The sequence below is a fragment of the Rhizobium sp. Root1203 genome, assembly GCF_001424945.1.
Classification (GTDB): domain Bacteria; phylum Pseudomonadota; class Alphaproteobacteria; order Rhizobiales; family Rhizobiaceae; genus Rhizobium.
This window is the reverse complement of the sequence record NZ_LMCW01000023.1, coordinates 318,430-341,967: the sequence shown is the minus strand read 5'-3', so window position 1 is coordinate 341,967 and position 23,538 is coordinate 318,430. Positions and strand designations below refer to the sequence as shown.

Sequence of the window (23,538 nt, the reverse complement as noted above, 5' to 3'; positions counted from 1 at the left end):
CTAGAGCGTTTCACCTTTTAACGGAACCATATCCAGCATTTTCCAGATAGTTTTGGCATTCGGCGGGCTGGATGGTTTCGACCAGCCTGCCGATATGACGCCATGTGTCGTCGATGGTGCGKTTTTGTGCGTTTCGCATCCAATGTTTGATCTTGGAGAAGGCCTGCTCGATCGGATTGAGATCCGGCGAATAGGGTGGCAGGAACCATAGCCGCGCACCGGCGGCTTTGATCAATTGACGGATGGTCGCCGACTTGTGGCTGCCGAGATTGTCCATGACGACGATGTCGCCTGGCTTGAGCGCCGGCACCAACTGCTGCTCGACATAGGCGCGGAAGCACTGGCCGTTGATCGGTCCGTCGAAGACACAGGGTGCTGTAAGCCGATCGTTCCTCAAGGCGCCCAGGAAGGTCAGCGTGCGCCAGTGGCCATGCGGTGCAAATGCCCGCAGTCGCTTGCCTTTTGCGCCCCAGCCCCTGATCGGCGACATGTTGGTCTTGATCCAGGTCTCATCAATGAAGACCAGCCGTTCGGGATCGAGATGATTTTGCAGGCTCTTCCACCGCTGTCTTTTGCGAGCGACATCGGCACGAGCCTGTTCAAGGGCGAACAGCGTTTTTTTTGAAGCGCAGCCCTTCGCTGCGAATGAATTCCCAGATCGTATTGTGCGAGACGGAAATACCCCGCTCGGACAACTCTGCCTTCAGGCCATGGAGTGTCAGGTGTGGGTTCTCGGCGAGCCGTTGCACAATGATATCACGATGCGGTTCGAGTATCCGCTTGCGGTGGCCGCCCATCTTGCCGGGATGAACCGATCCGGTCGCACGATGGCGCTGGGACCACTTCACGACTGAAGACGCGGCAATTTCAAACCTGACTGCCACTGAACGAACGCTTTCGCCACTCAGCACGGCGGCGACAACGCGCTCGCGAAGATCATTCGATATCGGTGCGGTCATCAGATGCTGGCCTCCATCCAGCCAACACCAAGGAATCAGAATAAAACTGATTTGGGAATCACATTCGATTCAGAAAAACACGGAAACGCTCTANTCATCAGATGCTGGCCTCCATCCAGCCAACACCAAGGAATCAGAATAAAACTGATTTGGGAATCACATTCGATTCAGAAAAACACGGAAACGCTCTAGGCTGTTCGTGATCGCTTACATATGGATCGGCTTGAAGAATGCGGCGAGCGCTGCTTCCTTGACCGCTTCCGACATGGTCGGGTGCGCGTGGCAGGTGCGGCCGAGGTCTTCGGCAGAGCCGCCGAATTCCATCAGCACGGCGATTTCGTGGATCATCTCGCCGGCCCCGAAGCCGACGATATGGCCGCCGAGGACGCGGTCAGTCGTCTTGTCGGACAGGATCTTCACGAAGCCGTCCGTGGCCAGCATCGCGCGCGCGCGGCCGTTTGCCGTGAACGGGAACTTGCCTACCTTGTAGGCGACGCCTGCGGCCTTCAGCTCTTCCTCGGTCTTGCCGACGGAAGCCACTTCCGGCTGCGTGTAGACGACGCTCGGGATGACGTCGTAGTTCACATGGCCGGCCTGGCCGGCGAGGATTTCGGCGAGCGCCACACCTTCGTCCTCGGCCTTGTGGGCCAGCATCGGACCCTTGACCACATCGCCGATTGCATAGATGCCGGCGACATTGGTCTTGAAGTAACCGTCGATCTCGACGCGGCCGCGATTGTCCAGCGTGACGCCGGCTTCTTCCAGGCCGAGGCCCGCCGTATAGGGCTTGCGGCCGGTGGCGATGAGCACGACCTCGGCTTCGAGCGTAACCTTGTCGCCGCCCTTGACCGGTTCGAACGTCACCCTGGCGCCCTTGCCTCCCTTTTCAACGCCGACGACCTTGGCGCCGAGGTTGAAGTCGATGCCCTGCTTGGCAAGCATGCGCTGGAACTGCTTGGCGACGTCGCCGTCCATGCCGCCGAGGATGGTGTCGAGGTATTCGACGACGGTCACCTTGGCGCCGAGACGCGACCAGACCGAGCCGAGCTCAAGTCCGATAACGCCGCCGCCGACGACGATCATCGTCTCTGGCACCTTCTCCAGCGCGATGCCGCCTGTCGACGAGATGATGATCTTCTCGTCGATGTCGACCTGCACGCCCGGAATGCCGGCGACATCCGAACCCGTGGCGATGACGATGTTCTTGCCCTCGATTTCCTGCACCTTTCCGTCGTCGCCGGTCACAGCAACCTTGCCCGCCGAAACGATCTTTCCGGTTCCCTGGAAGCTGTCGATCTTGTTCTTCTTGAAGAGGAAGGCAACGCCGTCGACGTTGGACTTCACCGTCGCATCCTTGTGTGCCAGCATCTTTTCAAGGTTGAGCTTAGGTGCCGCCACCTCGATGCCGAGCGCATCCATGCCGTGACCGGCCTGATGGAACATTTCGGAAGCATGCAGCAGTGCCTTGGACGGGATGCAGCCGACGTTGAGGCAGGTGCCTCCGAAGGTGGCACGCTTTTCGACGACGGCAACCTTGAGGCCGAGCTGGGCCGCCTTGATGGCAGCAACATAGCCGCCGGGGCCAGTTCCGATAACGATCACATCATAGGACATGGATTCTTTTCCTTTTCGTTATTGTTCAGTCAGCCGCACGCGCCAGCGCGAGGCGGAAGCCGAAGCCGACCAAGGCGGCGCCGGTAATGCGGTTGAACCATTTGCCGCTGGCAATGAAGCGGTCGCGGATGGGCTTGACGGTGAAGAAGACGGAGACGCCGGCAAACCAGGCGACGAGCGCCGTCGCCATGCCGATGCCATAGCTGAACTGGATGAGCGCCGGAGTATCGTGATGCACCAGCGTCGAAAACAGCGACAGGAAGAACAGCACCGGCTTCGGGTTCAGTGCATTGGTGATGAAGCCCATCCCCAGGCACTTGATCGCCGAAAGCGGCTTGCGGTCGTCTTCCGTGACTTCGATTTCCTGGACGTTGAAACCCGGATCCCGGAACGACTTGATGCCGAGATAAACGAGATAGGCAACACCGGCCCACTTGATCATCGCAAACAGCATCAGCGACTGCGACACGATGAGGCCGAGGCCGAGGATCGTGTAGCTGATGTGGAAGAGCAACGAGAAGCCCATGCCTAGCCCGGTCATCATGGCCGCGCGGCGTCCATGCACGATGCTCTGTCGCAGGATGACGGCGAAGTCGGCGCCCGGCACGACGATGAAGATCGAGAAGACGGCCATCAGGCCAAGAAATTCGAGAACGTACTGCATGCTCATACTGCCCCTGGGGTCACCGACCGCCGCTAACATTGAGGATCGCGCCCGTTATATACGAAGCGGACGGCGAAAGAAGATAGAGCACCGCGTCGGCGACTTCCTCGGCGGTTCCGGCGCGCTGCATCGGAATGCTCGACGCCATGTCTCGGGCGCGATCCGGCAGGCCGCCGGAAGCATGGATCTCGGTGTCGATGACGCCCGGCCGCACCGCGTTCACCCGCACGCCTTCGGTCGCGACCTCGCGTGCGAGCCCCACGGTGAATGTGTCGATTGCAGCCTTGGAGGCAGCGTAGTCGATATACTGCGAAGGCGAACCGATGATCGCCGCCATCGATGATATATTGACGATCGCACCGCCGTTGCCGCCATGCCTGCTCGACATCCGGCGGACCGCCTCGGCCGCGCAGAGAATGGAGCCGGTGACGTTGATGCGCATCATCCGCTCGATACGGGCGACGGACATCTCGTCCACGCGTGCCGGGGCATCGACGATGCCGGCATTGTTCGCGAGCCCATCCAGCCGCCCGAAATGCCGATCGACCGCCTCGAAGATCGAGGCGATATCTGCGGCATCGCCGACATCGCCCCTGATGGCGAGCGCCTCGCCGCCGCCAGCGACTATCTTGGAAACAACGGTATCGGCGGCTGCCTTGTTGGAGGCATAGTTGACCGCAACGCGCCAGCCCTTGCGGGCGGCAAGCAGGCTGATGGCCGCACCGATGCCGCGGCTACCGCCGGTCACGAGCAGAACGGGACCTTTAGTCATTTTGCGCACTCCTTGAAATCAAGCAGGTCCCAGGGCGCAACGGTTGCCTTCCCGGCACCCCAGACGGAAGAAGCACGAATTGCCGGCCCGAGACCCGGCAGGAGGACCTTGTCCGCAGCCGCCGCCGCTTCCGCCTGCAGATTGTCGATGTCGCCGTTGGCGTTCACGCCGTAGACTGCGCCTTGCCAGATGGTGCAGGCATTGAGATCCGCTGTCGTGACATCGCCGCCTGGGCAATTGAACATGACAAGCCCGTGGGCACGCTCGGGATCGTCGGAAGGCATGACGTATCCGTCGAACACAATGTCAGTCTTGAGCACGCTCAGCTTGAACTGATTGCTCGCCACCGCAGCTTCCGAGTTGATCGGCGTAAAGCGAAGCTCATAGGCGCCGTCGCGATCGGCATAGACCGCACTCGCCTGCTTGCAATCGGCGGCCGCGACAGGCTGACTGACGGCAGATGCCAGAACCGCGGCGGCCATAGCGGCAATCAACTTTTTCATCTTTCCCTCACCAAGCAATACCGGCAAAGATCATGATCAGCCCGATCGCCGAGACCGCCCAGATCCAGGACCGGTAAGGGCTGAGGCCGAGGAGATAAGCGGGCAGATAGGCGGCGCGCGACCAGAACCAGGCGATTGCGCCCCACTGCGTGAAGCTGTCCGACCGGCCGGAGGCGATCGTCACGACAGCCAGCGCGATGAAGATCGGGTAGGTTTCCTGAAAGTTCCTGAGGGCCCGCGTTGCCCGCCCGGTGAGGATATTCGGCTCCGGTTCCCGGTCCCTGGTCGAACTCGCATCCGCCACGCCCGCCTGCATACGGTAGGCTGCCGCCTGCGCCATCATATAGGCGAAAGCGAGCGCCGCACTCCAGAGCAGATAGGCAAGTTCCAGCGACATCAGGCGTTCCGAGGCTGAGGCGAAAAAGGGCCGCTCGCGCGGCCCTGCTGTTCCTTAGAGATCGAGAACCAGGCGTTCCGGATCTTCCAGGCTTTCCTTGACACGGACGAGGAAGGTAACGGCTTCCTTGCCGTCGACGATACGGTGATCGTAGGAGAGTGCCAGGTACATCATCGGACGGATGACGATCTGACCGCCGACGACGACCGGGCGTTCCTGGATCTTGTGCATGCCGAGGATACCCGACTGCGGTGCATTGAGGATCGGCGAGGACATCAGCGAACCATAGACGCCGCCGTTGGTGATCGTGAAAGTACCACCCTGCATGTCGGCCATGGAAAGCGTGCCGTCGCGGGCAGCTTTCGCAAGACGGCCGAGGTCCTTCTCGATTTCGGCGATGGACATCTGGTCGGCGTCGCGGATGATCGGAACGACGAGCCCCTTGTCCGTGCCGACGGCCATGCCGACGTGGCAGTAGTTCTTATAGATGATATCGGTGCCGTCGATCTCGGCGTTGACTGCCGGCAGTTCCTTCAGGGCATGCGTCACGGCCTTGGTGAAGAAGCCCATGAAGCCGAGCTTCACGCCATGCTTCTTTTCGAAGACGTCCTTGTACTTGGCGCGCAGGTCCATGACGGCTTTCATATCCACCTCGTTGTAGGTGGTCAGCATGGCAGCCGTGTTCTGCGCATCCTTGAGGCGCTTGGCAATCGTCTGGCGCAGGCGCGTCATCTTCACGCGCTCTTCGCGGCCCGCATCCTCGACGGTCGACGGACCCCGCGGTGCTGCGGGAGCAGCAGGTGTGGCAGCCGGAGCCGAAAGGCCCTTGGCAACGGCTGCAATGACATCGCCCTTCAGGACCTGGCCGCGCTTGCCGCTGCCGTCAACCTGATCGGCCGAGATGTTGTTTTCAGCCAGCATCTTCGATGCAGCCGGTGCCGGCGGCATGGAGGAAACGGATGCAGACGAAGATGAAGCAGCCGCGGCGACCGGTGCCGGCGCGGCAGCAACCGGCTCGACAGCCTTGGCCGGGGCAGCGGCAGGAGCAGCAGCGGCGCCAGCGCCGGCCGAGATCTGGCCGAGCAGCGCGTCGAGGCCGACCGTCTCGCCTGCCTGAGCGACGATTTCCGAAAGAACGCCGGAAGCCGGTGCAGGGACTTCGATGGTCACCTTGTCGGTTTCAAGCTCGACGAGCGGCTCGTCGGCCTTGATGACATCGCCGACCTTCTTGAACCAGGTGCCGACGGTTGCCTCGCTGACGGATTCACCGAGAGTTGGAACGCGGATTTCTGTGGCCATTGTTCAAATCCTGATTTGCTTGTGTTCGTTTTATTTGTTTCCGGCGGCGGACGGCCGGAGAATGAATCGAGGGCATCGGCAAAATATCGAAGCGGAAAGGGTTAGAGCGAGCTGCCGGATCAGCGTCGGCGATCGCGGCCATTTTTTCCCCAGTCGAGTCATACGGAAGGCGGCGGCGCAGGTCTGTCAAAGACATGTGCCGCCGCCGAATTCCTCAGCCGCCCAGCGCATCCTCAAGGAATGCAGCGAGCTGCGCCAGATGCTTGGACATCAGGCCTGTTGCCGGCGATGCGGCCGCCGGACGCCCGGTGTAGCGGACACGCTGGTACTTTGCATCGATATGGGCAAGTACCCATTCAAGATAGGGGTCGATAAACGACCAAGCACCCATGTTCTTCGGCTCTTCCTGGCACCAGACCATTTCCGCATTGCGGAAGCGGGAGAGCTCGTTGATGAGTGCCTTGGCCGGAAACGGATAGAGCTGTTCGACGCGCAGCAGATAAACGTCGTCCACGCCGCGCTTTTCGCGTTCTTCCAGGAGATCGAAATAGACCTTGCCAGAGCACATGACGACGCGACGGATCTTGTTGTCCTTCTGCAGCTTGATCGGGCCGTCCTTGATGACCTCCGCATCGTCCCAAAGGAGACGGTGGAAGGAGGATTCGCCCGCCATCTCGGCTAGACCGGATACAGCGCGCTTGTGCCGCAGCAGCGACTTCGGCGTCATCAGGACCAACGGCTTGCGGAAGTCGCGCTTCAGCTGGCGACGCAGGATGTGGAAGTAGTTCGCCGGCGTCGTGACGTTGGCGACCTGCATGTTGTCTTCCGCGCAAAGCTGCAGGAAGCGTTCGAGGCGAGCCGAGGAGTGCTCCGGACCCTGGCCCTCGTAGCCGTGAGGCAGAAGGCAGACGAGACCCGACATGCGCAGCCACTTGCGTTCACCCGAGGAGATGAACTGGTCGAAGACAACCTGCGCACCGTTGGCGAAGTCGCCGAACTGGGCTTCCCAGAGCGTCAACGCGTTCGGACGGGCCAGCGAATAGCCGTACTCGAAGCCGAGAACCGCTTCTTCCGAAAGCATCGAGTTGATGACTTCGTAGCGCGCCTGGGTCGGCGACAGGTTGGCGAGCGGGATGTAGCGCTCTTCGGTTTCCTGATCGTAGAGAACCGAGTGGCGTTGTGAGAACGTGCCCCGTTCGCAATCCTGGCCGGAGAGGCGGATCTTGTGGCCTTCGACGCAGAGCGCGCCGAAAGCGAGCGCCTCGGCCGTCGCCCAGTCGATGCCTTCGCCGGTCGCGATCATGTTGGCACGGTTTTCCATGAAGCGCTGGATGGTTCTGTGCGCGTGGAAGCCTTCCGGAATTTCCGAAAGCTTGCGGCCGATTTCCTTCAATTGCTTCATCGGAACGGCTGTCTTGCCGCGACGCTGCTCGTCGGCGTTGTCAGCCGTGCGCAGGCCCGACCACTCGCCGTCCAGCCAGTCGGCCTTGTTCGGCTTGTAGTGTTGCCCGGCCTCGAACTCCTGCTCGAGATGGGCACGCCAGTCAGCCTTCATCTTCTCGACTTCGCCATCGGTCAGCAGGCCTTCGGCAACGAGACGATCTGCATAGAGCTGCAGCACCGTCTTGTGGCCGCGGATGACCTTGTACATCTTCGGCTGCGTGAAGGACGGTTCGTCGCCCTCGTTGTGGCCGTAGCGGCGGTAACAGAACATGTCGAGAACCACAGGCTTGTGGAACTTCATGCGGAATTCCATGGCGATCTTGGCGCCGTAGACAACCGCTTCCGGATCGTCACCGTTTACATGCAGGATCGGCGCCTCAATCATCTTGGCCACGTCGGACGGGTAGGGCGACGAGCGTGAGAACGCCGGATTGGTGGTGAAGCCGATCTGGTTGTTGATGATCACGTGCATTGTGCCGGCAACGCGATGACCGCGCAGTCCGGAGAGGCCGAGGATCTCTGCGATTACGCCCTGGCCGGCAAATGCTGCGTCGCCGTGGATCAGCAGCGGCAGGACCTTGGAGCGTTCCGTGAGCGGAATGGTATCGCCGTCCCAGACGGTGGCGCCCATGTCCTGCTTGGCGCGCGCCTTGCCCATGACGACGGGGTCGACGATTTCGAGATGCGACGGGTTGGCCGTCAACGAAACATGGATCTTGTTGCCGTCGAATTCGCGGTCGGAGGAGGCGCCCAGGTGGTACTTGACGTCGCCCGAACCTTCGACTTCGTCCGGAGCGTAGGAGCCGCCCTTGAACTCGTGGAAAATGGCGCGATGCGGCTTGCCCATGACCTGGGAAAGCACGTTCAGGCGACCGCGGTGAGCCATACCGAACACCGCTTCCTTGAGGCCGAGGTGGCCGCCGCGCTTGAGGATCTGCTCCAGCGCCGGAATGAGCGATTCACCGCCGTCGAGGCCGAAGCGCTTGGTGCCCTTGAACTTGACGTCGAGGAACTGCTCGTAGCCTTCGGCTTCGATGATCTTTGCGAGGATGGCCTTCTTGCCTTCCGGCGTAAATGCAACGCCCTTGTCGGGACCTTCAATGCGCTCCTGGATCCAGGCTTTTTCTTCCGGATTGGAGATGTGCATGAACTCGACGCCGAGCGTCGAGCAGTACGTGCGCTCGAGGATCTCGATCATCTGCGGGATGGTCGCGTATTCGAGGCCAAGCACGTTGTCGATGAAGATCTTGCGGTCGTTGTCGGCGGCCGTGAAGCCATAGGCTTCCGGCGACAATTCCTTGTAGTCGTCCACAGGAGCGGCAATGCCGAGCGGGTCGAGCTTGGCGTGCAGGTGGCCGCGCATGCGATAGGCGCGGATCATCATGATGGCGCGCACCGAGTCGCGCGTCGCCTGAAGCACGTCAGCGCCGTCGGCAGGCTTTCCAGCTGCTTCGGCCTTTGCCTTGACCTTGGTTTCGATGACTTTCTCGATCACGCCCCAATCGCCGTCGAGCGCGGAAACGAGATCGCCGCTGGCCTGCAGCGGCCAGTTCTTCTTGCGCCAGGACGCACCCTTGGCCGCCCGCTTCACGTCGTCCGGATTGTCTTCCAGCGCCTTGAAGAACGCCCGCCACTCCTCGTTGACCGATGCCGGATCGTCTTCGTAGCGCGCGTGAAGCTGCTCGATATAAGCAGCGTTGGCGCCATCCAGGAACGAGGTGATCTGAAACTGCTCGTTGGCTTCTTGCCGTGCCATGGTTGCATGCGGACGCTATCGTCCGCCTCCTGACTCTTGTGATTCTGCCGATTTGTCGATCGGCTGCCGCATCTGTCTTCAGCCGCCTGTCCGCGGCTCAGTCCGTGTCTTGGTCGAGACCGGGCAACAAGGCGAAAACGCTTGCTGCCCGGGTATATAGATTGGCTTAGCCCTTCAGGACTTCAACCAGCGTCTTGCCGAGACGGGCAGGAGACGGCGACACGCGAATGCCAGCCGATTCCATTGCCGCGATCTTGTCTTCCGCGCCGCCCTTGCCGCCGGAGATGACTGCACCGGCATGGCCCATCGTGCGGCCTTCCGGGGCGGTACGGCCTGCGATGAAGCCGACCATCGGCTTCTTGCGGCCCTTCTTGGCTTCGTCCTTGAGGAACTGCGCCGCGTCTTCTTCAGCCGAGCCACCGATTTCGCCGATCATGATGATCGACTTGGTTTCTTCGTCAGCCAGGAACATTTCCAGGATGTCGATGAATTCGGTGCCCTTGACCGGGTCGCCGCCGATGCCGACAGCCGACGTCTGGCCGAGGCCTTCGTTGGTCGTCTGGAACACGGCTTCGTAGGTGAGCGTGCCGGAACGCGAGAGGACGCCGACGGAACCCTTCTTGAAGATGGAACCCGGCATGATGCCGATCTTGCATTCGTCAGGTGTCATGACGCCCGGGCAGTTCGGCCCGATCAGGCGCGACTTGGACTTGTCGAGCCTGGCCTTGACCTTGATCATGTCGGCAACCGGAATGCCTTCCGTGATGCAGACGATCAGGGGGATTTCAGCATCGATCGCTTCGAGGATCGCTTCCGCGGCACCAGCCGGCGGAACGTAGATAACCGAAGCGTCAGCGCCCGTGACCTTCTTGCCTTCGGCAACCGAAGCGAAGATCGGCAGGCTTTCGCCCTTCGAACCGGTCCAGGTCTCGCCACCCTTTTTGGGGTGGATGCCACCCACCATCTTCGTGCCGTGGTAGGCGAGCGCCTGTTCCGTGTGGAACGTGCCCGTCTTGCCGGTCAGACCCTGAACGAGGATCTTGGTGTTCTTGTTGATAAGGATCGACATAGGTCTCAGGCTCCCTTTACGGCTGCGACGATCTTTTGCGCAGCGTCGTCCAGGTCGTCGGCCGAAATGACGTTGAGACCGGATTCATTGATGATCTTCTTGCCGAGCTCGACATTGGTGCCTTCGAGGCGAACGACGAGCGGAACCTGGAGGCCAACTTCCTTGACGGCAGCGATCACGCCTTCGGCAATGACATCGCACTTCATAATGCCGCCGAAGATGTTGACCAGGATGCCCTTCACGGCCGGATCGGCAGTGATGATCTTGAAGGCAGCCGTGACTTTTTCCTTCGAAGCGCCGCCGCCGACGTCGAGGAAGTTCGCGGGCTCGGCCCCGTAAAGCTTGATGATGTCCATCGTTGCCATGGCAAGACCGGCACCGTTGACCATGCAGCCGATGTTGCCGTCGAGGGCGACGTAGGCCAGGTCATACTTCGAAGCTTCGATTTCCTTTTCGTCTTCCTCGGACTTGTCGCGCAGGGCGACGACGTCTTCGTGACGGAACAGCGCGTTGCCGTCGAAGGACACCTTGGCGTCCAGAACGCGCACGCGGCCATTCTTCATGACGATCAGCGGGTTGATCTCGAGCAACGCCATGTCCTTCTCGACAAACGCCCTGTAGAGGATCGGGAAGAGCTTTTCGGCATCGGCCTTGGCTTCGCCTTCGAGCTTCAGAGCCGAAGTCAGTGCGGCAAGGTTTGCAGCCGTGACGCCGGCGATCGGATCGATCGCGACGTTTATGATCTTCTCGGGCGTATCGTGAGCAACGGTTTCGATATCCATGCCGCCTTCCGTGGAAACCACGAAGGAAACCTGGCCGACCGCACGGTCGACGAGCAGCGAAAGATAAAGCTCGCGGTCGATGTCGGCGCCATCTTCGATATAGAGACGGTTGACCTGCTTGCCCGCGTCGCCGGTCTGCTTGGTGACCAGCGTGTTGCCGAGCATTTCCTTGGCGTGGGCCTTGGCTTCCTCGATCGAGAAGGCCAGGCGAACGCCGCCCTTTGCGTCAGGGCCGAGTTCCTTGAACTTGCCCTTGCCGCGACCACCTGCATGGATCTGGCTCTTCACGACGTAAAGCGGACCCGGAAGCGACTTTGCGGCCGCTTCTGCTTCGTCTGCGGAGAAGATCGCCACACCTTCTGCGACCGGCGCGCCATAGCCCTTCAGCAGAGCCTTGGCCTGATATTCATGAATATTCATGGGTCTATTCCTGTTTGGATTGCGTCAGCGCGCGGCTTGATTACTTCAGCGACGGCGCGATGTTGATGCAGGCTTCACACAGGCCGGCGACAGCTGCGACAGACTTGTCGAAAGCGTCCTTCTCGGCCTTGTTGAGGTCGATCTCGATGATGCGCTCGACGCCGCCCGCACCGATGACGGTAGGAACGCCGACATACATGTCCTTGACGCCGTACTGGCCGGTGAGCTGTGCTGCGCAAGGCAGAACGCGCTTCTTGTCCTTGAGGTAGGATTCGGCCATCTCGATAGCAGACGCCGCAGGCGCGTAGTAAGCCGAGCCCGTCTTCAGCAGGCCGACGATTTCGGCGCCGCCGTCACGTGTGCGCTGGATGATCTCTTCGAGGCGTTCCTTGGTGACCCAGCCCATGGTGACGAGGTCGGTCAGCGGAATGCCGCCAACGGTCGAATAGCGGGCGAGCGGGACCATCGTGTCGCCATGGCCGCCGAGAACGAATGCCGTGACGTCCTGAACGGATACGTTGAATTCCTTGGAGAGGAACAGGCGGAAGCGCGAGCTGTCGAGAACGCCGGCCATGCCGACGACCTTGTTGGCCGGAAGGCCGGAGAACTTCTGCAGCGCCCATACCATCGCATCGAGCGGGTTGGTGATGCAGATGACAAAGGCATTGGGCGCATACTTCTTGATGCCGGCGCCGACCTGTTCCATGACCTTGAGGTTGATGCCGAGGAGGTCGTCGCGGCTCATGCCCGGCTTGCGGGCGACGCCGGCGGTGACGATGCAGACGTCTGCACCTTCGATCGCGGAATAGTCGCTGGCGCCCGAGAGGTTCACGTCGAAACCTTCGACCGGCGAGGACTGTGCTATGTCGAGGCCCTTGCCCTGGGGAATACCGTCGGCGATATCGAAGAGAACGATGTCACCCAGTTCCTTCAGGCCGGCGAGGTGTGCCAGCGTGCCACCAATCATGCCAGAACCAATGAGTGCGATCTTGTTACGCGCCATTTCGCTGTTTCCTTTGCGATCAAAATTCGTCAGGCGACGCGCGGGGGGCATCGCCCAATGCCGAAACCGCATAGACCCAAAGCAAAAAAATGGCAAACGATTCTTTCTGGAGCAGCAATTTCAATCGTTTAGATCATAAAATTCTTACGTAAACGTAATATATCTATAAGTGGAACGCTACTCGGCAGCCCGTCTATCGTGGTGCAGGGCCAGATATTCCGCACTCCGCATTTCAAACAACCGCGAGACCGTCCGATCGAATTCGAAACCTTCGGTACCACGCACTTGTGTCAATAAGTTCTCCGGCATGGCCGCCGCCGACACATAAAGTCGAACCGCGTGATCGTAGAGAGTATCGACGAGAATGATGAACCGCTTGGTCTGGTTCCGCTTCTCCGGCCCCAGCAGAGGCACGTGATCGAGAAAGATGGCATCGAAACGCTCGCAGATCGCAAGAAAGTCCGCAGCTCCGAGCGGTTTGTCGCAGAGGTCCGCAAAGGAGAAGCGTGCGATGCGGTCGGCGGCGAGCGGAACATGGATGTGCCGTCCCTTCATCGGGATATCCAGCGGAAGCGGCTTGCGCCCGTGCAGCGCCTGCATCCACGAAGCATCCATCGCCATGTCGGCATGGTCGTTGAGGGGCGTCAGATAGACCGGCTGACTATCCAGCTTCTCCAGCCGGTAGTCCGTCGGCGAGTCCAGAGTCACCACATCGATATTCCGCTGCAAGAGATCGACGAAGGGCAGGAACAGGCTGCGGTTTAGCCCATCCCTGTAGAGGTTTTCAGGCTCGACATTCGACGTGGCGATAAGAATGCAGCCGCGCCGGAAAAGATCCGAAAACAGTCGCGACAGGATCATCGCGTCGGCAATATCTGTAACCGTGAATTCATCGAAGCAAAGCAGCTCGGCTTCGTCGTAGAGCGCTGCAGCCACCACGGGGATCGGGTCGGCCTGCTTCGTCTCTCCCTGCTTCAGCTTAAGGCGATGGGCAGCGATGCGGTTGTGCACATCGGCCATGAACTCGTGGAAATGCGCGCGCCGCTTCCTCGCGCAAGGCGCCATGCCGAAAAACATGTCCATCAACATGGTTTTGCCGCGGCCGACGCTGCCGTGGATGTAGAGGCCCTTGATCTTCTCGGACGGCTTCTTCTTGGCGGCGAACAGCCAGCCGAGTGCGCTCGCCTTGGCCGCCGGCCGCTTCCGCTTCAGCTCTGAAAGCACCCGGTCCAGGCACTTCGCGACATGCATCTGGGCTGAATCGATTTGCAGCGCGCCCGCAGCCGTCAGCGACTTCAATTGTTCGCTGACGCTCAAGCTGTAGTCCGGCATCGGTTGCATGAATGTCCGCCTGTGCATGATCGGCGGACATGCCGCCGTATCGCTTATCGGCTGAGGGTAATCGGCTGCCCGGTGTTCGTCTGGCCGCTGAACGCTTTGTCGGCGGTCTTGTAGACGCTGCCGATCTGATTGCCGCTGCGGTCTTTCAGCAGAACCTGCTTGCCGGAGACCTCCCAGGAGCCCATCGCCGTCAGCTCGCCGACACAGCCGCGCGTACCGCCGCGCGATCCGCTGCCGAGATTCGTAAGGGTCAGGAACATGTCGCAGGAACCGTTGACGCGCCAGCTGCCGACCATCGATTCCTTGGTAACGTCCATGGCGTTCGAAGCCATCGCGCCAGCTTGGCCACCGGCCACCGGTGCGGTCGTCGTTGGAGCGGCGGGAAATTGCGAGGAGCCGGACGGCGGCGGAAGCTGGCCGCCCTGAACAGAGGGAACCGGCTGAGCCGTCAGCGGCGCCGGGGCGGCACTGTAACTGGCATCATTATACGCGGTGCGCTGGCAGCCAGCTAACGACAGAATAACTACGAGACCTGTCGCCACATGTCTGAACTGCATCATGATACTCCTGATCTTTCCAGTATTGCCCTGAAGTTGCGGTGCCATCACGGCGGAATTATCTTGAAAGGCTGTGTTGAATCAAGCCGGAACAAGGAGAATTTGTGTCATCCTGGAAGGAAGCCTGCACCCGCGAAGCGAATTTGGCACAATTCGGCACAAATGAAGGCTTCAAGGCCGAATAAAACTGGGGCCGCAAATGCGACCCCGTCTTTTCCATATCCGTCAAACCCGACGCTCGACCATCATCTTCTTGATCTCGGCAATCGCCTTTGCCGGATTCAGTCCCTTGGGGCAGGTCTGCGCGCAGTTCATGATCGTATGGCAGCGGTAGAGGCGGAACGGATCCTCGAGATTGTCGAGGCGCTCGCCGGTTGCTTCGTCTCTGGAATCGATCAGCCAGCGATAGGCCTGGAGCAGAACAGCCGGGCCGAGATAGCGGTCGCCGTTCCACCAGTAGCTCGGACAGGAAGTCGAGCAGCAGGCGCACAGAATGCACTCGTAGAGACCGTCGAGCTTCTGGCGATCCTCGTGGCTCTGCTTCCACTCCTTGGCGGGCGCCGGCGATACGGTCTTCAGCCACGGCTCGATCGAACGGTGCTGGGCATAGAAGTTCGTGAGGTCCGGCACCAGGTCCTTGACGACAGGCAGATGCGGCAACGGATAGATCTTCACCGTGCCCTTGATGTCGTCGAGACCCTTCGTGCAGGCGAGCGTGTTCGTGCCGTCGATATTCATCGCGCACGAGCCGCAGATGCCCTCGCGACAGGAACGGCGCAGCGTCAGCGTCGGGTCGATGTTGTTCTTGATGTAGAGCAGGCCGTCGAGCACCATCGGACCGCAGCTATCGACATCGATGTAAAACGTGTCGATCGACGGGTTCTGGCCGTCATCCGGGCTCCATCGGTAGACGCGAAACTCGCGGGTGTTCGTCGCACCCGCCGGCTTCGGCCACACTTTGCCTTCGCGCATCTGAGAGTTCTTGGGGAGAGCGAGTTCAACCATGTCCAGTTCCTCTTAGTACACGCGAGCCTTGGGCGCGATCTTCTGGGGATCGATGCCCTCTGCAATGAGCTCGGTGTGAACCGGGCGGTAGTCGAGCTTGACGTCGCCGGCGTCGTTGACCCAGGCAAGCGTGTGCTTGCGCCAGTTGACGTCGTCGCGGCCGGCGAATGCGCCTTCCGTATAGTCCTCGCGGGCATGCGAGCCGCGGCTCTCCTTGCGGGCTTCGGCGCCATAGATCGTCGTGATGGCATTGGCCATCAGGTTCTGCAGCTCCAGCGTTTCCACGAGGTCGGAATTCCAGATCATCGAACGGTCGGTGACCTTGATGTCGCGCATTTCCTGCCAGATGGCAGAAATACGCTGGCAGCCGGATTCGAGCGATTCCTGCGTACGGAACACGGCCGCGTCTTCCTGCATGGCGCGCTGCATCTTCTCGCGCAGCACCGCCGTTGGCGTACCGCCGCTGGCGTGGCGCAGGCTGTCGAAGCGATCCATGATCTTGTCGCAGGCCGCAACGTTCAGGTGCGGAACCGGCGATGCCCGGTCGATGACCTCGCCGGCGCGGATGGCAGCGGCCCGACCGAAGACCACGAGGTCGATCAGCGAGTTGGAGCCGAGGCGGTTGGCGCCGTGCACCGAGGCGCAACCGGCTTCGCCCACAGCCATCAGGCCCGGAATGATCCGCTCCGGATTGCTGCTGTCGGCGTTCAGCACTTCACCCCAGTAGTTGGTCGGAATACCACCCATGTTGTAGTGGACGGTTGGCAGAACCGGGATCGGCTCGCGCGTCACATCGACGCCCGCAAAGATCTTGGCGCTCTCGGAAATACCAGGCAGGCGCTCGTGCAGAACGGCCGGATCGAGGTGGTCGAGATGCAGGAAGATGTGGTCCTTGGCCTTGCCGACGCCGCGGCCTTCACGGATCTCCAGCGTCATGCAGCGCGAAACGACATCGCGCGAGGCAAGATCCTTGGCCGAAGGAGCATAGCGTTCCATGAAGCGTTCGCCCTCGGAATTCACGAGGTAACCGCCTTCGCCGCGCGCGCCTTCGGTGATGAGACAGCCCGAACCGTAGATGCCGGTCGGATGGAACTGTACGAATTCCATATCCTGCAGCGGCAGGCCGGCACGTGCCACCATGCCGCCACCGTCGCCGGTGCAGGTATGGGCGGACGTTGCCGAGAAATAGGCGCGGCCATAGCCTCCGGTCGCCAGCACCACCATCTTCGCTGCGAAGCGATGGATCGTACCGTCGTCGAGGCACCAGGCGACGACGCCGGTGCAGCGGCTGCCGTCGTCCGACATGATCAGGTCTAGCGCGAAGTATTCGATGAAGAATTCTGCGTTGTTTCGCAGTGACTGGCCGTAGAGCGTGTGCAGGATGGCATGGCCGGTACGGTCGGCGACGGCGCAGGTGCGCTGTACCGGCGGGCCCTCGCCGAAGTTCTGCATATGACCGCCGAATGGCCGCTGGTAGATCTTGCCTTCCTCGTTGCGCGAGAACGGCACGCCGTAGTGCTCAAGCTCATAGACCGCCTTCGGCGCTTCCATGGTCAGATACTGCATGGCGTCGACGTCGCCGAGCCAGTCGGAACCCTTGACGGTATCGTAGAGGTGCCACTGCCAGCTGTCCGGCGTCATGTTCTGCAGCGAGGCGGCGATGCCGCCCTGTGCGGCGACCGTGTGCGAGCGGGTCGGGAATACCTTGGTGATGCAGGCCGTGCGGAAACCCTGTTCGGCCATGCCGAGCGTGGCGCGAAGCCCGGCGCCACCTGCGCCGACGACGATCACATCATACGAGTGATCGACGTATTTGTAGGCCTTCCCATTCTGAGCGGGTGAAGTCGGTGCCATGATACGGTTATCCTACGAATGCAATTTTCAGAATGGCGAAGAGACAGAACCCCGCCATCAGGATCGAAAAGAAGGTGTTCAGCATCAGCAGGCCAAGCTTGGCAAGCTCGCCGTGGACATAATCCTCGATGATGACCTGCATGCCGAGCTTCATGTGAATGATGCCGGAAACGATCATGAGGCCCATGACGACGGCGACGAACGGGTTCGACAGAGAGTGAACCACGTCCGCATAGGGCTGGCCGGCATGAACGATCATGAAGATGACGAAGAAAATGAAGAGCGGCACGTTGGCGACTGCCGTTACGCGCTGGCGCCAGAAATGATCGGTTCCTTCCTTGGCCGAGCCAAGGCCGCGAACCTTACCCAAAGGGGTACGCATATCCATGAGATCAACCTTCAGAAGCGAATGATAAAGCCGATCACCCAGACCAGCACGGTCAGACAGAGCGATCCGATGATGTTGGCCATGGCCAGTTTGGTCGAGAATTCCTTGTCGAAACCGTAGCCGAGATCCCACATGAAGTGGCGCAGACCGCCCAGCATGTGGTGCAGCAGCGCCCAGGTGTAACCAAGCAGCACGAGCTTGCCGACAATGCTGCCGAGGATCCAGTTGACCCAATCGTAATAGGCCTGGCCCGTCGCGGCCGCGATCAGCCACCAGGCGATCAGCAGCGTTCCGACATAGAGCGCGCCACCGGTGATACGGTGGACGATAGACATGACCATGGTGGGGATTGGTTTGTAAATTTGCAAATGCGGCGACAGGGGCCGATTGTTTGTCACGTTCGCCATCAGAACCTCGCGGCGTCTTTTCTGCGCTCCTGGATCCAGGAAGCATCCAAAGGCAACCACACGATTGACAAAAAGCTATGTGTGCGTTGCATCAATGGCGACGTTTAATCACGGAAACCCCTAACGACAAGTATAATTGCTGTGCCGTCGGAATTTAATCGATTTGCGCCTTGACGAGACCGCCACAGCAATCAAGTTCTCCTTACTCGACGGCATTCGTGCATGATTTTGCAACGTTTGGTGGACATCCCGCGGCTTTTGGCGCATTTTTGCGTTAACGTTTTGTTAAGCATCGGAATTCCGGGAGATCGACGCGATGTTGAAGACCTCTTCGAAACTTGTTTCGCTCGCCGTTGCGGCTCTCATCGCCTTGCCTGCTGCCGCCGGCGATTTCGGCGGCCGCTCGTTCCAGCGCCACCACGGCTTCGGCCACAACGGCCCCTCCGTCTTCGGACACAGTGGCGGGTGGGGCAACCGGACAGCTCACTTCACAGGCGGGTATTTCGCGGGAAGCTACGACCGCTTCGGCCGCGGCCACGACCGCAATCGCTTGCTCAAGCGCTTCTACTCGCCATCCACCAACTATGCCCGCAACAATGTCGTGATCGTTGTCCAGCCCGCGCAGGGGGATTTGTACGGAGGCACATATTCAGGGTCATCCTTCGCTTACGGGGCGAACGGCGGCACCTATGTCGGCGGCAGCGGCTACAGCTCCTACGGATCTGAACCGACGGTGAAGCTTGCACCGATGGCCAAGGTCATCGACGTCGCGGCCAAGAAAAACAGCTGCTCCTACGAGGCCGGCGTCTGCGTCATCAGGCCCTGAACATCCGCTATCGGAAGCGCCAGACGGTGGTCTTCTTGACCTCGCTGTCCTCAAGCGCGCGCGTCACGGGAACCTCATACACCGCGCAGGCATCAAGGCAATCCTTCGGGAGGTAGGCACGCCCGGGGTCGCCGACGAGAACAGTCACGCCATCGGCCGCAACCCGTTCGAGCCAGGGCACCAGAACTGCCGCGAAGTCGCGGTCGTAAAATACGTCGCCTGCCAGCAGCACATCCTGATCCACCGCACTGCCGATGAGGTTTGCGCCGGTGAAGCCGAGATCCACGCCATTGAGGCCGGCATTGAGCAGTACCGCGGTTTCGGTCCACGGATCGATATCGGCGGCCAGCACCTCGCTGGCCCCCGCCATCCTCGCTGCAATCGCCACCAGACCGGAACCGCTGGCGAAATCCACGACGCGCTTGCCGCTGACGATATCGGGGTGGTCGAGAATGTAGCGCGCCAGCCCCTGCCCGCCGGCCCACGCAAAGGCCCAGAATGGCGGCGGCAGGCCGATTTCGGCCAACTCGTCCTCGGTCTTCAGCCACAGCTCGTGTGCTTCGCTCGCCAGATGCAGCCGGATTTCCGGAACATGCGGCGGCGTCATCGGGCTCGTATTGCTGCGAATGAAGGTTTCCGGATCGGTCTTCAAAGGCTGGTCAGCGCGGCGGGTTGTCGAGCCCGCCCATCCGGCAGACTTCGAGCCATTCCTCGTCGGTCACCGGCTGAACCGAAAGCCGCATCGACGTCACCAGCGCCATCTTCGACAGTGCCTCGCTCGCCTTCACATCCTTCAGCGTGACGGGCTTCGGCATGTCGCGGACGGCGCGGATGTCCACACAGTCCCAGCGGGCATCGTCCTTGGCCGTCGAGTCGGGATGCGACAGCGCGCAGACCTCGACGATGCCGACGATTTCGAGCCCGTCGTTTGAGTGGTAGAAGAAGCCCTTGTCGCCGATCTGCATCGCTCGCATGTTGTTGCGCGCCAGATAGTTGCGAACGCCGGTCCACTCCGTGCCTTTTTCGCCGGCTGCCTTCTGCTGCTCCCAGGACCAGGCAGCGGGTTCGGATTTGTAAAGCCAGTGCGCCACGCTCATGCTCCCGGATTGTTGAAGACCCAGTTGAACGGCTTGATCTCGACGCTCTCGAAGAGGCCGGCCTTGGTGTAGGGATCGGCATCTGCAAGCGCCGTCGCCGCTTCGATCGTGTCTGCCTCGACGATTACCAGGCTGCCGCAGGGCTTGCCCTCCGGATCGAGAAACGGACCAGCCATCTTCAGAGCGCCTTCCGCATTGAGCTTGTTGAGATGCTCGACATGGGCGGGCCGCGCCTCCATGCGAACGTTCAGGTAACCCGGCTTGTCTTTGCAAACGAAGGCGAAAAGCATGTCAGTTCTCCTATTCGGTCGTGATCGGGCGCGTCATCAGCTGGTCGATCGCTGCGGCGATGCCGAGCTTACCCTCGATGATAGCGGAAACGGCATCGGTAACGGGCATGTCTATATCAAGCGATTTCGCCAGCCGCGAGACGACGGCTGCGGCAAATGCACCTTCGACAAGTTCACCATGCGAAGGATCACGCGTCTCGCCGCGGCCAAGCGCAATCCCGAAGCGCAGGTTGCGCGATTGATGGCTGGTGGCGGTCAGCACCAGATCGCCAAGCCCGGAGAGGCCGCTCACGGTATCCGCCTGTCCGCCCTTGGCGGCAACAAAGCGCGACATTTCTGCGAGCCCCCGCGCAATCAGGGCGGCACGTGCCGAGTCGCCGATGCCGGCACCTTCGACGATGCCGCAAGCAATGGCGAGCACGTTCTTCAACGCACCGCCAAGCTGCACGCCGATTCGATCCGACGAAGGATAAAGACGGAACGTCCTGCCGGAAATCGCTTGTGCCAGTCGCTCGGCGATCTCGGCGTTTTCGGCGGCAACCACCATGGCGGTTGGCAACCCCTTGGCGATGTCTGCCGCGAAGCCGGGGCCGGAAAGCACCGCAATCGCATGCCCCGGCAGAGCGTCCGCCAGCATGTCGGTCAAAAGGTTGCCCGACGTTTTCTCGATACCCTTGGCGCAGGTGACGACGACCGCATCCTTCGCGAGATAAGGCGAATAGTGTCGCGCCGCATCCGCCTGCGCCTGCGACGGCATGGCGAAGAGCACGATGCCCGCATCGCTGATGGCATCCGCCTCAGCGGAAAATTCCAATGCCTCGGGCAGCTCGATGCCAGGTAGAACCGCATCGTGCAGGTGCTCGGCCTTCAGGTCCGCCATCAGCACGGGATCGCGCCCGACCAAGGTCACAGCATGCCGGCCAGCCAGCGCAATGACAGCTGCCAGTGCCGTGCCGAAGGCGCCCGCGCCGACAACCGCAATCTTCTCACTCATGCCTTCGCTCCTCGTTTGCCGAAGCCAAGCAGAGTCTCCGCGCTGGAATCGAGCGGCCACCGCGAACGGGGCTGTACGTCGAGATCGTCGGGTTCGACGCCTGACGCCATGCGCTCCAGTCCAGCCCAGGCGATCATCACCGCATTGTCGGTGCAAAGCCTCAGGGGTGGCGCAACGAAACGGAAACCGTTCTTGTCGCAAAGCGTCTGCAAGGTTCCCCGCACCTCAAGATTGGCAGCAACGCCACCCGCGACGACCAGCGCCGCTCCGCCTTCGACATCAGGAAATTGAGCCTTGAAGCGCTCCAGCCCGCGGCCGATCCGATCCTTCAGCGTCCGCGAAACAGCCTTCTGGAACGAGGCGCAAATATCGGCCACATCCTGGTCGGTCAGCGGCGCAATATCGGTCGCCGCCTGCCGCACGGCCGTCTTCAGGCCGGAAAAGGAAAAATTGAGCTTTGCCTCGCCGACCAGCGGTCGCGGAAAGAGGAAGCGATCCGGGTTGCCGTCCTTCGCCGCGCGCTCCACCGCCGGACCGCCTGGATACGGCAGACTGAGCAGCTTGGCAGTCTTGTCGAACGCCTCGCCAAGTGCATCGTCGATCGTCGTGCCCCAGCGCTCGTAGTTGCCGACACCCCGGACCAGGATAAGCTGCGTGTGGCCGCCGGAAACCAGCAACATCAGATAGGGGAACGAGAGACGGTCCGTCAGCCGCGCCGTCAGCGCGTGACCCTCAAGGTGGTTGATCGCATAGAGCGGCTTGCCGGAGGCTTTGGCAATCGCCTTCCCCGTCATCAGGCCGACCAGCAACCCGCCGATCAGGCCGGGCCCGGAGGTGGCGGCGATCGCATCGATATCGGAGAGCGACACATTGGCGCGTTTCAATGCCTCGTCGATCAGCGTATCGAGCGCTTCGACGTGGGCGCGCGCTGCGATTTCGGGCACGACGCCGCCAAAGGCGCTGTGTTCTTCCAGCTGGCTCAATACCACGTCTGAGCGTACGGTTGGTGCCCCGTCTGCATCCCGCTCGACAACGGCCGCGGCGGTTTCGTCACAGCTTGTCTCGATGCCGAGGATGCGTAGAAAGGGAACCATGAAGCCTGATCGTTGATTGCGATGGGTCTTAAACCTGTTTACGAGGAACTCCGGTAACAACGGATCAATGCGGATGCAAACAAAACCTTTCCGGATCGGCACCAGAGGCAGCCCGCTAGCTCTTGCTCAGGCTCACGAAGCCCGCGACAGGCTGATGGCGGCCCATGGTTTGCCGGAGGAGATGTTCGAGGTCGTCGTGCTGACGACCAAGGGCGACCAGATCACCGATCGATCGCTGGCCGAGATCGGCGGCAAGGGCCTGTTCACCGAGGAGTTGGAGCAAAAGCTCGCGGCGGGCGACCTGGACATCGCCGTGCACTCCGCCAAGGACATGCCGACAAGACTGCCCGAGGGCCTGCACCTCTCGGCCTACCTCCCGCGCGAAGACATCCGCGATGCCGTCATAGGCCGCACGGCGCCGAAGTTGATCGACCTGCCGCACGGGGCAACCGTGGGCTCCTCGTCGCTGCGGCGCCAGGCGCTGATCCGCCGCATGCGCCCCGATATCAAGGTGATCACATTTCGCGGATTGGTCGATACCCGGCTGAGGAAACTGAAGGAGGGCCAGGTCGACGCGACACTGTTGGCGCTCGCTGGCCTGAAGCGCCTCGGCAAGGTCGATGTCATCACAGACATCCTCGACGCCGATACGTTCCCGCCCGCGCCGGCGCAGGGTGCGATCTGCATCGAAAGCCGCGTCGGCGACGCCCGCATCGACCCGCTGCTTGCGCCGATCAACGACACCAGGACCTCCGACGCTGCCTCGTGCGAGCGTGCGTTTCTGGCGGCTCTCGACGGCTCCTGTCGCACCCCGATCGGCGGCTACGCAGTCTGTGAAGGCGACCAGATCCGCTTTTCCGGCCTCATCATCACGCCGGACGGCCGCAACCAGCATGCAGTGACGATCGACGGCAATCGCCGCGACGCGATCGCCCTTGGAACGCGCGCCGGACACGAGATCCGCGCACGTGCCGGCAGTGCCTTCTTCGAAGACTGGAGCTGAC

General features: G+C 61.2%; 24 protein-coding genes. 2 read left to right on the top strand and 22 right to left on the bottom strand.

What is annotated here, in order from left to right:
• Positions 1–10: 10 nt before the first annotated feature.
• The 17 genes from ASC97_RS33215 to sdhC all read right to left on the bottom strand — a co-directional run bounded on the left by ASC97_RS33215 (position 11) and on the right by sdhC (position 18,233).
• Positions 11–959 (bottom strand): IS630 family transposase gene (locus ASC97_RS33215; RefSeq protein ID WP_156390416.1). Its coding sequence is split into 2 segments (ribosomal slippage): positions 11–622 and positions 624–959, totalling 948 coding nucleotides; the frame shifts between segments, so codons are not numbered across the junction.
• Between the two features lie 207 nt (positions 960–1,166).
• Entirely contained in the window at positions 1,167–2,573 is a 1,407-nt protein-coding gene (gene lpdA, locus ASC97_RS22085) for a dihydrolipoyl dehydrogenase (RefSeq protein ID WP_057470465.1), read from the bottom strand.
• 25 nt (positions 2,574–2,598) lie between these two features.
• Positions 2,599–3,237, bottom strand: coding sequence for a LysE family translocator (locus tag ASC97_RS22080; RefSeq protein WP_057470464.1), 639 nt, complete (start codon positions 3,235–3,237; stop codon positions 2,599–2,601).
• Between the two features lie 19 nt (positions 3,238–3,256).
• On the bottom strand, positions 3,257–4,009 hold the full coding sequence (locus ASC97_RS22075; protein ID WP_057470463.1) for an SDR family oxidoreductase: 753 nt from the start codon (positions 4,007–4,009) through the stop codon (positions 3,257–3,259).
• Positions 4,006–4,512: a hypothetical protein gene (locus ASC97_RS22070; RefSeq protein ID WP_057470462.1), complete on the bottom strand. Its 507-nt coding sequence runs from the start codon at positions 4,510–4,512 to the stop codon at positions 4,006–4,008. The genes ASC97_RS22075 and ASC97_RS22070 overlap by 4 nt, the downstream gene beginning before the upstream one ends.
• Before the next feature lie 7 nt (positions 4,513–4,519).
• A complete protein-coding gene (locus ASC97_RS22065) occupies positions 4,520–4,909 on the bottom strand; it encodes an MAPEG family protein (protein ID WP_057470461.1) in 390 nt (129 codons plus the stop codon).
• Between the two features lie 54 nt (positions 4,910–4,963).
• Entirely contained in the window at positions 4,964–6,208 is a 1,245-nt protein-coding gene (gene odhB, locus ASC97_RS22060; RefSeq protein WP_057470460.1) for a 2-oxoglutarate dehydrogenase complex dihydrolipoyllysine-residue succinyltransferase, read from the bottom strand.
• A 214-nt stretch (positions 6,209–6,422) separates the two neighbouring features.
• Entirely contained in the window at positions 6,423–9,407 is a 2,985-nt protein-coding gene (locus ASC97_RS22055) for a 2-oxoglutarate dehydrogenase E1 component (protein ID WP_057470459.1), read from the bottom strand.
• A gap of 166 nt (positions 9,408–9,573) precedes the next feature.
• Positions 9,574–10,476, bottom strand: a complete 903-nt coding sequence (gene sucD, locus ASC97_RS22050; RefSeq protein WP_057470458.1) for a succinate--CoA ligase subunit alpha — start codon at positions 10,474–10,476, stop codon at positions 9,574–9,576.
• A gap of 5 nt (positions 10,477–10,481) precedes the next feature.
• Complete coding sequence (sucC, locus tag ASC97_RS22045) at positions 10,482–11,678, bottom strand: ADP-forming succinate--CoA ligase subunit beta (RefSeq protein WP_057470457.1); 1,197 nt, start codon at positions 11,676–11,678, stop codon at positions 10,482–10,484.
• 40 nt (positions 11,679–11,718) lie between these two features.
• Positions 11,719–12,681: a malate dehydrogenase gene (gene mdh, locus ASC97_RS22040; RefSeq protein WP_057470456.1), complete on the bottom strand. Its 963-nt coding sequence runs from the start codon at positions 12,679–12,681 to the stop codon at positions 11,719–11,721.
• A gap of 177 nt (positions 12,682–12,858) precedes the next feature.
• Entirely contained in the window at positions 12,859–14,022 is a 1,164-nt protein-coding gene (gene zapE / locus ASC97_RS22035) for a cell division protein ZapE (RefSeq protein ID WP_057470455.1), read from the bottom strand.
• A gap of 44 nt (positions 14,023–14,066) precedes the next feature.
• Positions 14,067–14,579 carry a protease inhibitor Inh/omp19 family protein gene (locus ASC97_RS22030; RefSeq protein WP_057470503.1) on the bottom strand — a complete coding sequence of 171 codons (513 nt, stop codon included), beginning with the start codon at positions 14,577–14,579 and terminating at the stop codon, positions 14,067–14,069.
• 225 nt (positions 14,580–14,804) lie between these two features.
• Positions 14,805–15,584, bottom strand: a complete 780-nt coding sequence (locus tag ASC97_RS22025) for a succinate dehydrogenase iron-sulfur subunit (protein WP_057470454.1) — start codon at positions 15,582–15,584, stop codon at positions 14,805–14,807.
• Between the two features lie 12 nt (positions 15,585–15,596).
• Entirely contained in the window at positions 15,597–17,438 is a 1,842-nt protein-coding gene (sdhA, locus tag ASC97_RS22020; RefSeq protein WP_057470453.1) for a succinate dehydrogenase flavoprotein subunit, read from the bottom strand.
• 7 nt (positions 17,439–17,445) lie between these two features.
• Positions 17,446–17,826: a succinate dehydrogenase, hydrophobic membrane anchor protein gene (gene sdhD / locus ASC97_RS22015; protein WP_057470452.1), complete on the bottom strand. Its 381-nt coding sequence runs from the start codon at positions 17,824–17,826 to the stop codon at positions 17,446–17,448.
• Positions 17,827–17,837: 11 nt separating this feature from the next.
• Complete coding sequence (gene sdhC / locus ASC97_RS22010) at positions 17,838–18,233, bottom strand: succinate dehydrogenase, cytochrome b556 subunit (protein WP_057470451.1); 396 nt, start codon at positions 18,231–18,233, stop codon at positions 17,838–17,840.
• Between the two features lie 316 nt (positions 18,234–18,549).
• On the opposite strand from sdhC, the gene ASC97_RS22005 reads away from it, so the two are divergent.
• Positions 18,550–19,059: a hypothetical protein gene (locus tag ASC97_RS22005; protein WP_057470450.1), complete on the top strand. Its 510-nt coding sequence runs from the start codon at positions 18,550–18,552 to the stop codon at positions 19,057–19,059.
• 7 nt (positions 19,060–19,066) lie between these two features.
• Here ASC97_RS22005 and ASC97_RS22000 read toward each other — a convergent pair whose 3' ends face one another.
• Genes ASC97_RS22000 through tsaD form a run of 5 tightly spaced genes read right to left on the bottom strand, consistent with a single transcriptional unit; the run spans position 19,067 to position 22,534 of the window.
• Positions 19,067–19,711, bottom strand: coding sequence for a class I SAM-dependent methyltransferase (locus ASC97_RS22000; protein ID WP_057470449.1), 645 nt, complete (start codon positions 19,709–19,711; stop codon positions 19,067–19,069).
• A gap of 7 nt (positions 19,712–19,718) precedes the next feature.
• On the bottom strand, positions 19,719–20,150 hold the full coding sequence (locus tag ASC97_RS21995) for an EVE domain-containing protein (RefSeq protein ID WP_057470448.1): 432 nt from the start codon (positions 20,148–20,150) through the stop codon (positions 19,719–19,721).
• Between the two features lie 2 nt (positions 20,151–20,152).
• A complete protein-coding gene (locus tag ASC97_RS21990) occupies positions 20,153–20,446 on the bottom strand; it encodes a YciI-like protein (RefSeq protein WP_057470447.1) in 294 nt (97 codons plus the stop codon).
• Between the two features lie 10 nt (positions 20,447–20,456).
• Entirely contained in the window at positions 20,457–21,440 is a 984-nt protein-coding gene (locus ASC97_RS21985; RefSeq protein WP_057470446.1) for an NAD(P)H-dependent glycerol-3-phosphate dehydrogenase, read from the bottom strand.
• Entirely contained in the window at positions 21,437–22,534 is a 1,098-nt protein-coding gene (gene tsaD, locus ASC97_RS21980) for a tRNA (adenosine(37)-N6)-threonylcarbamoyltransferase complex transferase subunit TsaD (RefSeq protein WP_057470445.1), read from the bottom strand. The genes ASC97_RS21985 and tsaD overlap by 4 nt, the downstream gene beginning before the upstream one ends.
• A 73-nt stretch (positions 22,535–22,607) precedes the next feature.
• Between tsaD and hemC the strand changes: the two genes are divergently transcribed.
• Positions 22,608–23,537 carry a hydroxymethylbilane synthase gene (gene hemC / locus ASC97_RS21975; protein ID WP_057470444.1) on the top strand — a complete coding sequence of 310 codons (930 nt, stop codon included), beginning with the start codon at positions 22,608–22,610 and terminating at the stop codon, positions 23,535–23,537.
• Position 23,538 lies beyond the last annotated feature (1 nt).

Excerpts from the sequence above, each read along its gene's own strand:
- lpdA (WP_057470465.1), bottom strand. The coding sequence starts at position 2,573 with ATGTCCTATGATGTGATCGTTATCGGAACTGGCCCCGGCGGCTATGTT.
- ASC97_RS22070 (WP_057470462.1), bottom strand. The coding sequence starts at position 4,512 with ATGAAAAAGTTGATTGCCGCTATGGCCGCCGCGGTTCTGGCATCTGCC.
- ASC97_RS21985 (WP_057470446.1), bottom strand. The coding sequence starts at position 21,440 with ATGAGTGAGAAGATTGCGGTTGTCGGCGCGGGCGCCTTCGGCACGGCA.
- sucD (WP_057470458.1), bottom strand. The coding sequence starts at position 10,476 with ATGTCGATCCTTATCAACAAGAACACCAAGATCCTCGTTCAGGGTCTG.
- ASC97_RS22025 (WP_057470454.1), bottom strand. The coding sequence starts at position 15,584 with ATGGTTGAACTCGCTCTCCCCAAGAACTCTCAGATGCGCGAAGGCAAA.
- mdh (WP_057470456.1), bottom strand. The coding sequence starts at position 12,681 with ATGGCGCGTAACAAGATCGCACTCATTGGTTCTGGCATGATTGGTGGC.
- odhB (WP_057470460.1), bottom strand. The coding sequence starts at position 6,208 with ATGGCCACAGAAATCCGCGTTCCAACTCTCGGTGAATCCGTCAGCGAG.
- sdhC (WP_057470451.1), bottom strand. The coding sequence starts at position 18,233 with ATGGCGAACGTGACAAACAATCGGCCCCTGTCGCCGCATTTGCAAATT.
- hemC (WP_057470444.1), top strand. The coding sequence starts at position 22,608 with ATGCAAACAAAACCTTTCCGGATCGGCACCAGAGGCAGCCCGCTAGCT.
- ASC97_RS22075 (WP_057470463.1), bottom strand. The coding sequence starts at position 4,009 with ATGACTAAAGGTCCCGTTCTGCTCGTGACCGGCGGTAGCCGCGGCATC.
- sdhD (WP_057470452.1), bottom strand. The coding sequence starts at position 17,826 with ATGGATATGCGTACCCCTTTGGGTAAGGTTCGCGGCCTTGGCTCGGCC.
- ASC97_RS22065 (WP_057470461.1), bottom strand. The coding sequence starts at position 4,909 with ATGTCGCTGGAACTTGCCTATCTGCTCTGGAGTGCGGCGCTCGCTTTC.
- ASC97_RS22005 (WP_057470450.1), top strand. The coding sequence starts at position 18,550 with ATGTTGAAGACCTCTTCGAAACTTGTTTCGCTCGCCGTTGCGGCTCTC.
- sdhA (WP_057470453.1), bottom strand. The coding sequence starts at position 17,438 with ATGGCACCGACTTCACCCGCTCAGAATGGGAAGGCCTACAAATACGTC.
- ASC97_RS22080 (WP_057470464.1), bottom strand. The coding sequence starts at position 3,237 with ATGCAGTACGTTCTCGAATTTCTTGGCCTGATGGCCGTCTTCTCGATC.
- tsaD (WP_057470445.1), bottom strand. The coding sequence starts at position 22,534 with ATGGTTCCCTTTCTACGCATCCTCGGCATCGAGACAAGCTGTGACGAA.
- zapE (WP_057470455.1), bottom strand. The coding sequence starts at position 14,022 with ATGCAACCGATGCCGGACTACAGCTTGAGCGTCAGCGAACAATTGAAG.
- sucC (WP_057470457.1), bottom strand. The coding sequence starts at position 11,678 with ATGAATATTCATGAATATCAGGCCAAGGCTCTGCTGAAGGGCTATGGC.
- ASC97_RS21990 (WP_057470447.1), bottom strand. The coding sequence starts at position 20,446 with ATGCTTTTCGCCTTCGTTTGCAAAGACAAGCCGGGTTACCTGAACGTT.
- ASC97_RS22030 (WP_057470503.1), bottom strand. The coding sequence starts at position 14,579 with ATGCAGTTCAGACATGTGGCGACAGGTCTCGTAGTTATTCTGTCGTTA.
- ASC97_RS22055 (WP_057470459.1), bottom strand. The coding sequence starts at position 9,407 with ATGGCACGGCAAGAAGCCAACGAGCAGTTTCAGATCACCTCGTTCCTG.